General features: G+C 56.0%; 4 protein-coding genes. 1 reads left to right on the forward strand and 3 read right to left on the reverse strand.

Features of this window, described 5'->3' with window-relative positions:
* The coding region (locus ACTHUT_RS12865; RefSeq protein WP_440418863.1) for a phosphoglycerate kinase at positions 1-1,085 on the forward strand (1,085 nt) is incomplete at its 5' end.
* Positions 1,086-1,250: 165 nt separating this feature from the next.
* Here ACTHUT_RS12865 and yccS read toward each other — a convergent pair.
* From yccS to ACTHUT_RS12880, 3 genes are all read right to left on the reverse strand, one after another.
* Positions 1,251-3,386 carry a YccS family putative transporter gene (gene yccS, locus ACTHUT_RS12870; protein ID WP_250599249.1) on the reverse strand — a complete coding sequence of 712 codons (2,136 nt, stop codon included), beginning with the start codon at positions 3,384-3,386 and terminating at the stop codon, positions 1,251-1,253.
* 165 nt (positions 3,387-3,551) lie between these two features.
* Positions 3,552-4,781, reverse strand: a complete 1,230-nt coding sequence (locus ACTHUT_RS12875; RefSeq protein WP_250599248.1) for a PilT/PilU family type 4a pilus ATPase — start codon at positions 4,779-4,781, stop codon at positions 3,552-3,554.
* A gap of 86 nt (positions 4,782-4,867) precedes the next feature.
* Positions 4,868-5,777, reverse strand: a 910-nt coding sequence (locus ACTHUT_RS12880) for a type IV pilus twitching motility protein PilT (protein WP_440418864.1), incomplete at its 5' end; no start/stop codon positions are given.

Genomic DNA, 5,777 nt, shown 5'->3' on the forward strand with positions numbered 1-5,777 from the left:
GCGACGACACCCGTATCCGCGCTTCGCTCGCATCCATCAAATACTGCTTGGACAACGGCGCGTCTGTGATCGTGATGACCCACCTCGGCCGTCCGACCGAAGGCGAATTCCATCCTGAAGACGATGTGGCGCCTGTTGCCGCGCATTTGGGCAAACTGTTGGGCAAAGACGTGAAAGTATTGAATGACTGGCGTGAAAACAAACCGACTTTGAACGCCGGTGATGTCGTGATGCTGCAAAACGTGCGCATCAACAAAGGCGAGAAGAAAAACGACTTGGAGCTGGGCAAAGCCTACGCTTCTTTGTGCGACGTGTTTGTCAACGACGCATTCGGTACCGCCCACCGCGCCCAAGCTTCGACTGAAGCCGTTGCCCAAGCCGCACCGGTTGCCTGCGCCGGCGTGTTGATGGCGGGCGAACTCGACGCTTTGGGCAAAGCCCTGAAACAACCGGCTCATCCGATGGTTGCCATCGTTGCCGGCAGCAAAGTGTCTACCAAACTGACCATCCTCGAATCTTTGGCCGACAAAGTCGACCAACTCATCGTCGGTGGCGGCATTGCCAATACCTTCCTGTTGGCAGAAGGCAAAGCCATCGGCAAATCTTTGGCCGAACACGATTTGGTGGAAGAATCCAAAAAAATCATGGCGAAAATGGCGGCCAAAGGCGGCTCTGTTCCGCTGCCGACCGACGTGGTTGTCGCTAAAGCCTTTGCCGCCGATGCCGAAGCGGTTGTCAAAGACATTGCCGACGTTGCCGAAGACGATATGATTTTGGACATCGGCCCGAAATCTGCCGCCGCACTTGCCAAGTTGCTCAAAGCCGCTGGTACGGTCGTATGGAACGGCCCGGTCGGCGTGTTTGAGTTTGACCAATTTGCCGGCGGTACCAAAGTATTGGCTGAAGCGATTGCCCAAAGTGATGCGTTCTCGATTGCCGGCGGCGGCGACACTTTGGCGGCAATTGCCAAATTCGGCGTAACCGATCAAATCAGCTACATTTCTACCGGCGGCGGTGCGTTCCTTGAGTTCTTGGAAGGCAAAGAGTTGCCTGCCGTTGCTGCTTTGGAAAAACGCGGCGCATAATCGGTTTTAAAATCGATTGTTAAAAATAAAGGCCGTCTGAAATCTGGAAATCAGGTTTCAGACGGCCTTTTGTTTTGGTTTTTATTCGAGGAAGTGTTTAGCTGTATTTAACGCCGATGATTGGCAGACTTGTTGCTAAACAGGCTGGAAAGCATCCGGCTCTTTTCAGATGGCCTCCACGTCGGCTTGTCGGTGCAATGCCTGATAGCACGGGGTAAGCTGGCGGATAATCAGGTCGAGCTGGTGTTTGAGGATGTGGTCTTGCTGCGCTTGTGTGTTTTGTTCAAGCTCGGCAAATTCCTGACGGATTTGGGTCATGGCCGTTTCAAAAGCCTCGGGGTCGGTTTGGGGCATTTGGGTCAGTAACTCGGCGATGTGGTGGGTCAGCTTGGCATAGGGCGCAAAGCCGTCGTTGCCGTCGATTCGGACTTGGTCGCGGTATGCGCCGAGCGCGGAAATGTGGCCGGTCAGCGCATAGCTGGTTTTGAGCAGGGTAAAACCGTCTTGCAGGCGGTCTTGGTATTTTTTCGGGTTACTGCTCATGTCCGACAGGGTGCTGCTGAGGGCGGCGGTGCTTTCGTGGGCTTGGCGGCGGGTAAGGCGGTAGTCAAAATCGTCGCGGCTGCCGTTTTGCAACTGGTCAAGGATGGCGTCGAGATAGCGGCCGTTGGCAGTGATGGTTTGGGCGGCGGTGTGGCTGAGGGTGAGGTAACGCCAATCGGGCCAGAGGTAGGTGGCGGCGGCCCATGCGATAACGGAACCGACGATGGTGTCGATGATGCGGATGGGCATGGCGTGGTACACGTCCAAACCGGCAAGTGAGAGGCTGGTCAGGGCTTGGATGGTGATGAAGAAGGTGGAGAAGCTGTATTTGTAGCTTCGGGTCATGAAGAACAGGGTGGTGCTGGCGATGACAATCCAGAGCTTGGTTTCAATAGACGGGGTGAAGTAGGGGACGAGCGAACCGACAATCACGCCGAGAATCGTGCCTGCAATACGTTGGTATACGCGGCTTTTGGTGGCGGTGTAGTTGGGTTGGCAGACGAAAAGGGCGGTCAGCAGAATCCAGTAGCCGAGGTTGAGATGGAGGATTTCGACAATGATGCAGGCCGCGGCCACGACGATGGAGAGGCGGGTGGCATGGCGGAAGACGCCGGAGTCGAAATTGAGCTGGCTGAGGACGGTCTCGCCGATATTGCGGAACTTGGTGTTTTCAAGGGCGGCGATGCGGGTATCGGCGTTGTCGTTTTCGGCAAGGGACGCATCGTTTTGCAGTTGCCGCAGTTGGTAATCGACACTGCTGAGGTTGTCGAGCAGGCGGCGGATATTGTGAAGGTTGGCATTGTCGGCATGGGTCTCGGCAAAATGGCTGAGGGATTGGCGGCAGCCTTCCATGGCGCGGCCGAGGCGTTTGCTGTATGCGTAGGGTTTGTTGTTGCGCAGGGAGGAGGCAACGTTGCGGCACGCCTGGCCTTGCATTTCGAGCAGGCGGCGGATGCGGAAGATAAGGTCGGTATTTTTGAGCTGCTCGGCCATTTCGCTGTAATCGACGTGGGCGGAGCTAATGCGTTCGTGCATGTCTTGCGCGCAGAGGTAGTAGCGCAGCATTTTGGCGGTACGCGGATGGCGGTGTTGGCCGCGCAATCGGTAGAAAAGTGCGCCGCGGCATTGGTTGAAGGCGGTAATCACGCCGGTATTGCTCATGGCCAAGTCGATTTGACGGTTGCCCAACCATGCGGCTTCGTCGGGGTCGAAAAAGTCGGCTTTGGCATCGAAGTAGTTGCTGAGTGCGTCGTAGGCGTTGGCAACGGTTTCTTGGACGGGGCGGTGGGGCAGGATGATTTGGAAGATCAGGGTGTTGACGCTGTATAGGACGGTACCCAACAGAATCATGACGGGGTTGGTCAGCCAGTAGGTCTCGGGTGTGTAGGTCAGCGTGGTGTAGGTGGCAACGGCGAGTGCACCGAAAGCGAAGGTGCGGTATTTGAGGCCGACGGTGCCGAGGATGGTGAAGCCGAAAGTCATCAGGGTCATGGCCAAGATGAAGGGAACGCCTGTGCCGATGGTGCTTTGGGCAAGCAATGAGGAGAGGGTAAACAGGGCAACGGTGATGACGATGTTTTTCAGACGGCCTGTGAGGCGGTTGTCCAAATCGACCAAACCGCCGGCAATAATGCCGAGCACGAATGGCATAACCAGTTTGGGCGTGTCGAAGTGCCAAACGAGGGTGGCGGCGATGAACACGCTGGCGAAGACGGGCAGGGAGGCAATGATCAGAGGTTTGAGTGGCGGAGTTTTCATGATGTTGTTGTTTATTATTCGTTATGAGGTGAATGATTGGATTTTAACAGGATTTTCAGTCGGTTTCAGAATGCTTTAAATGAGATAAGGCCGTCTGAACGGATACGGGGAAATACTTGATTTCGTTTCCACACCCGTTCAGACGGCCTTTTTTGGCTTGCGCTATTAGGTCATCAGGTTGAGGTCGCTGATGCGGTCGTAGAGGCGTTCGGTATTGTTGCCCTCGTCGTGCATTTGAATGCGCAGGCGTAAATCGTTGGCGGATACCGCTTGGCGCAGGGCTTCGCTGAGTTCGATTTGGCCTTGTGCGTAGAGGTTGAAGAGGTTTTGGTCGAATGTCTGCATGCCGTTGCTGCCGGAGCGTGCCATCAGATCGCGGATTTCCAGCAATTCGCCTTTGAAAATCAAGTCCTGCATGGCCGGAGTGTTGAGCAGGAGGTCGGTAACGGCCGTGCGTTGGCGGTTTTTCTTGATGGTGAGGCGTTGGCCGATGATGCCGACGAGGTTTAACGCCAAATCCATCAAAACCTGTTGGCGGCGGTCTTCCGGATAGAAGTTGATGATGCGCTCGATGGTTTGGGAGGCTGTGCTGGCATGGATGGTGAAAACGCACAGATGGCCGGTTTGAGCCAGTTGGAGGGCGTATTCCATGCTTTCTTCGCTGCGGACTTCGCCGATACAGACGACATCGGGCGCTTGACGCATGGCACTTTGAACGGCGATTTTCCAGTTGTCGGTATCGATGCCGATTTCACGCTGGGTGAAGATGCTGCGACAAGGTTTGTAGATAAACTCGATGGGGTCTTCGATGGTAACGATATGGCCGGGCAGCTTTTGGTTGCGGTAGTTGAGCATGGAGGCCATGGTGGTGGATTTACCCGAACCGTTCGGGCCGGCGAGGATCAGCAGGCCGCGCGGTGCGAGTGCAAGCTCTTGGAGCTTTTCGGGTAAACCGAGGGTCTTCATTTCGGGAATGTCTTGGCTGACGCGGCGCAATACCATGCCGACGCGGCCTTGCTCGTGGTAGGCGTTGACGCGGTAGCGCGTGTTGCTGCGCGATTGGACGGAATAGTTGATTTCCCAGTCGCGGTTGAAGGCTTCGAGCTGGTCGGGGTTCATGGTGGATTCGGCGATGGCGGCGGTGTCCGCGCCGGTTAGCGCTTTATGGGGCATGGGCGTGAGGGTGCCGCCGACTTTGATGGCAGGGGGAAAGTCTGCGCTGATGAAGATGTCGGATGCGTTGCGTTTTTCGGCCTCTTCACACATGCGGTCGAGCAGGGGATGAAGATGCGTGCCGATTTCGGCCGGGGTGGGGATGTGCGGTACTTGGTTTTTTTGTGAGTAGGCTTGCACCATTTCGCTTAACAGGTCGTGCAGAGGGGCGAGGTCGCTCATGATGATTCTCTTTAAAACGGGTATTCGGTCAGGCTGAAAGGCCGTCTGAAAACGGGATGATGGGGTTCAGACGGCCTGAGTATGGTTTAGAAAATAGAGAGGTTTTCGATGTTTTGCGCCTTGCTGCGTGCCAGCTCGGGGCTGATGGTGCCTTGGCGGACAAGGGTTTGCAGGGCTTGATCGAGGGTTTGCATACCGTGGGCCTGACCGGTTTGGAGGGCGGCGTTGATTTGGGCGATTTTGTTCTCGCGGATGAGGTTGCGCACGGCCGGTGTAGAAATCAGGATCTCGTGTGCGGCGACACGGCCGTTGCCGTCGCGGGTTTTCAGCAGGGTTTGGGAAATGATGGCGCGCAAGGATTCGGACAACATGGAGCGCACGATTTCTTTTTCGCCTGCAGGGAATACGTCGACAATACGGTCGATGGTTTTGGCGGCGCCGGTCGTGTGCAGCGTGCCGAAAACCAAGTGACCGGTTTCGGCGGCGGTCAGGGCGAGGGAGATGGTTTCAGGGTCGCGCATCTCACCGATCAAAATCACGTCTGGGTCTTCGCGCAGGGCGGAACGCAGGGCGTTGGTAAAGCTGTTGGTGTGCTGATGCAGCTCGCGCTGGTTGATGAGCGCCTTTTTGCTTTGGTGGACGAACTCAATCGGGTCTTCGATGGTCAGAATGTGGGCCGGTTGGGTTTCGTTGATGTAGTTGACCATCGCCGCCAGCGTGGTGGATTTACCCGAACCGGTCGGGCCGGTTACCAAGACTAAACCGCGCGGATTTTCGGCAATTTTTTGGAAAATGCGCGGCGCACGTAATTCTTCCAGCGTCAGGACGGTGCCCGGAATGGTACGGAATACGGCGGCCGGGCCGCGTTCGGTCATAAAGGCGTTGACACGGAAACGGGCAACATTAGGCAGCTCAAATGAGAAATCGACTTCAAAATCCTGTTGATAGAGCTTGCGCTGGTGGTCGTTCATGACCGAGGTAATCATGGTACCGACT

This window comes from Neisseria sp. P0022.S010 (assembly GCF_051956635.1).